We start from the raw sequence: 3,275 nt of genomic DNA, 5'->3' as shown, positions 1-3,275 counted from the left end.
TTTTTAAGAAAAAAAAAGAAGGCGGTGACCTACTCTCCCACCATAAGGCAGTACCATCGGCGCTGAAGGACTTTACTTCTTTGTTCGGAATGGTGAAAGGTGTCTCCCCTTCGCTATTGCCGCCTACTATTCTTTGTCCATTTCTAGACGTTTCTTCTGTTCTTGTTCTGAACTTCTTTTTCTTGTTAATCAACAATTTCTATTGCCGATTTATTAACATACAGTGGAGATAAACTAAAGCAATTTAGCTATAGATTCTTCTATTTTTTAAAATAGAAAGCTTTCGGGTCATTAGTATTGCTCGGCTCCCTAACACATCACTGCGCTTCCACCTGCAACCTATCTACGTCATCATCTTTAACGTCCCTTCATGGAATACTCATCTTGAAGTTGGCTTCGCGCTTAGATGCTTTCAGCGCTTATCCATTCCGAACATAGCTACTCTGCAATGCACACGGCTGTACAACAGATACACTAGTGGTTCGTTCAACTCGGTCCTCTCGTACTAGAGTCAAAGCTTCTCAATATTCCTACGCCCACAACAGATAGAGACCGAACTGTCTTGCGACGTTCTGAACCCAGCTCGCGTGCCACTTTAATGGGCGAACAGCCCAACCCTTGGGACCTTCTCCAGCCCCAGGATGTGACGAGCCGACATCGAGGTGCCAAACCTCCCCGTCGATGTGAGCTCTTGGGGGAGATCAGCCTGTTATCCCCGGAGTACCTTTTATCCTTTGAGCGATGTCCCTTCCATTCAGAAACACCGGATCACTTAACCCTACTTTCGTACCTGTTCGACTTGTTTGTCTCGCAGTCAAGCTCCCTTGTACTTATACGCTCTTTGCATGATTACCAACCATGCTGAGGGAACCTTTGGGAGCCTCCGTTACTTTTTAGGAGGCGACCACCCCAGTCAAACTACCCACCTAACGATGTCCCCACACAGGGGTTAGTCTCTAAGCAATTGAAGGGTGGTATTTCAACAACGACTCCACCAGCACTAGCGTACCAGCTTCATAGTCTCCCACCTATCCTACACATCAACTACTCAAAGACAACGTTAAGCTATAGTAAAGGTTCACGGGGTCTTTTCGTCCCGTTGCGGGTAATCGGCATCTTCACCGATACTTCAATTTCACCGAGCTCATGGCTGAGACAGTGCCCAGATCGTTACACCATTCGTGCAGGTCGGAACTTACCCGACAAGGAATTTCGCTACCTTAGGACCGTTATAGTTACGGCCGCCGTTTACCGGGGCTTCAGTTAAGAGCTTCGCCGAAGCTAACCCCCTTCCTTAACCTTCCGGCACCGGGCAGGTGTCAGACCCTATACTTTGCCTTTCAGCTTCGCAGAGTCCTGTGTTTTTGCTAAACAGTCGCCTGGGCCTCTTCACTGCGGCTCAGTTTTTACACCGAGCGACGCTTCTCCCGAAGTTACGCGCCCATTTTGCCTAGTTCCTTAGCCATGATTCTCTCGTGCACCTTAGGATACTCTCCTCGACCACCTGTGTCGGTTTACGGTACGGGTTCCTGTAATCTATAGTTTAGCAGCTTTTCTTGGAAGTATGACTAATGGCATTATCTATCCACTCCATAGAGTTTCTAGTACTATCGAGTTTCCTGTGATGTGCGTACTTCACTACACATCCTACGTCCACTCTTCAACGAGCTATTCCATCAGCTCGCAGCCAACCGCCTGCTCCGTCCCTGCTTCACAATTACAGCAAGTACTGGAATATTAACCAGTTCGCCATCGACGCCGCCTCTCGGCTTTGCCTTAGGTCCCGACTAACCCAACTCTGTCTTGCATAGAATTGGAATCCTTGGTCTTTCGGTGAATAGGACTTTCACCTATTTTATCGTTACTCATGCCTACATTTTCTTTTCTAAGCTCTCCAACATGCCTCACAGCACATCTTCACTGACCTTAGAATGCTCCCCTACCATCTTACGATCCACAGCTTCGGTGATATATTTGATGCCCGAGTATTTTCCGCGCAGAGTCACTCGACTAGTGAGCTGTTACGCACTCTTTAAATGAATGGCTGCTTCCAAGCCAACATCCTAGCTGTCATAGCAACTCCACCTCGTTCTTTCAACTTAATATATACTTGGGGACCTTAGCTGGTGGTCTGGGTTGTTTCCCTCTTGGCTATGGACCTTAGCACCCATAGCCTCACTGCTGGTTCTTTGTGATGGCATTCGGAGTTCGTCAGGGGTTGGTAGGATTTGACTCCCCCTAGCCCTATCGGTAGCTCTACCTCCATCACAAATTAACTCCAACGCTGCACCTAAATGCATTTCGGGGAGTACGAGCTATCTCCAGGTTTGATTGGCCTTTCACCCCTACCCACAAGTCATCCAAACACTTTTCAACGTATATTGGTGCGGTCCTCCATTGTGTGTTACCACAACTTCAACCTGCTCATGGGTAGATCACCTGGTTTCGCGTCTACCTCCACTAACTTATTCGCCCTATTCAGACTCGGTTTCCCTACGGATTCGGTACTCTATACCTTAACCTTGCTAGTGAAGTGTAACTCGTAGGCTCATTATGCAAAAGGCACGCCGTCACTTTCGCTCCGACCGCTTGTAAGCGTATGGTTTCAGGTTCTTTTCACTCTGCTCCTAGCAGTTCTTTTCACCTTTCCCTCACGGTACTTGTTCGCTATCGGTCTCTCAGGAGTATTTAGCCTTACCGGATGGTACCGGCAAATTCACACAAAATTCCTCTGGTTTCGTGCTACTCAGGATCCTGACTCTTTACAAATTTTACGAATACGGGACTCTCACCCTCTTTGGTTTGCCTTCCCAGACAATTCCTCTTCCTTTGTAATAGATTATTCAGTCCTTCTACCCCATATAAATTGCTCTATATGGTTTGGGCTTTTCCGCGTTCGCTCGCCACTACTTACGGAATCATTTTCTTATTTTCTCCTCCTACAGGTACTTAGATGTTTCAGTTCCCTGCGTTCTACCTCTTTCGAGTAACTGACCTTCAGTCAGCTGGGTTGCCCCATTCGGACATCTACGATTCTTAACGTCTATTTGCGACTCATCGTAGCTTTTCGCAGCTTATCACGTCCTTCGTCTTCTCTGAGAGCCTAGGCATCCCCCATACGCTCTTTGTTCGCTTTCTTACATAATGAACGCTTTCGATCTATATTCCTATAAATCTAATTCGTTTATTTTTTCGTGCTAATTCTCATTAGCACGGAGATAATCTTTATCTATTTTGCTTTTGTTTATTCTCCAGTATGTCAATTAACTTTTTCT

Annotated in this window: 2 rRNA genes; both read right to left on the bottom strand. The window is 46.7% G+C overall.

Going from position 1 to position 3,275, the window contains the following annotated elements:
- Positions 1-16 precede the first annotated feature (16 nt).
- Positions 17-127: ribosomal RNA gene (gene rrf, locus CG11_RS28880) — 5S ribosomal RNA — on the bottom strand.
- Between the two features lie 144 nt (positions 128-271).
- Positions 272-3,139, bottom strand: a 23S ribosomal RNA gene (locus CG11_RS28875).
- Positions 3,140-3,275: the final 136 nt, after the last annotated feature.

The organism is Aureispira sp. CCB-QB1, from assembly GCF_000724545.1.
Lineage (GTDB): Bacteria > Bacteroidota > Bacteroidia > Chitinophagales > Saprospiraceae > Aureispira.
Note: the sequence above shows the minus strand (reverse complement) of the source record. Positions and strands in the feature narration are given on the sequence as shown.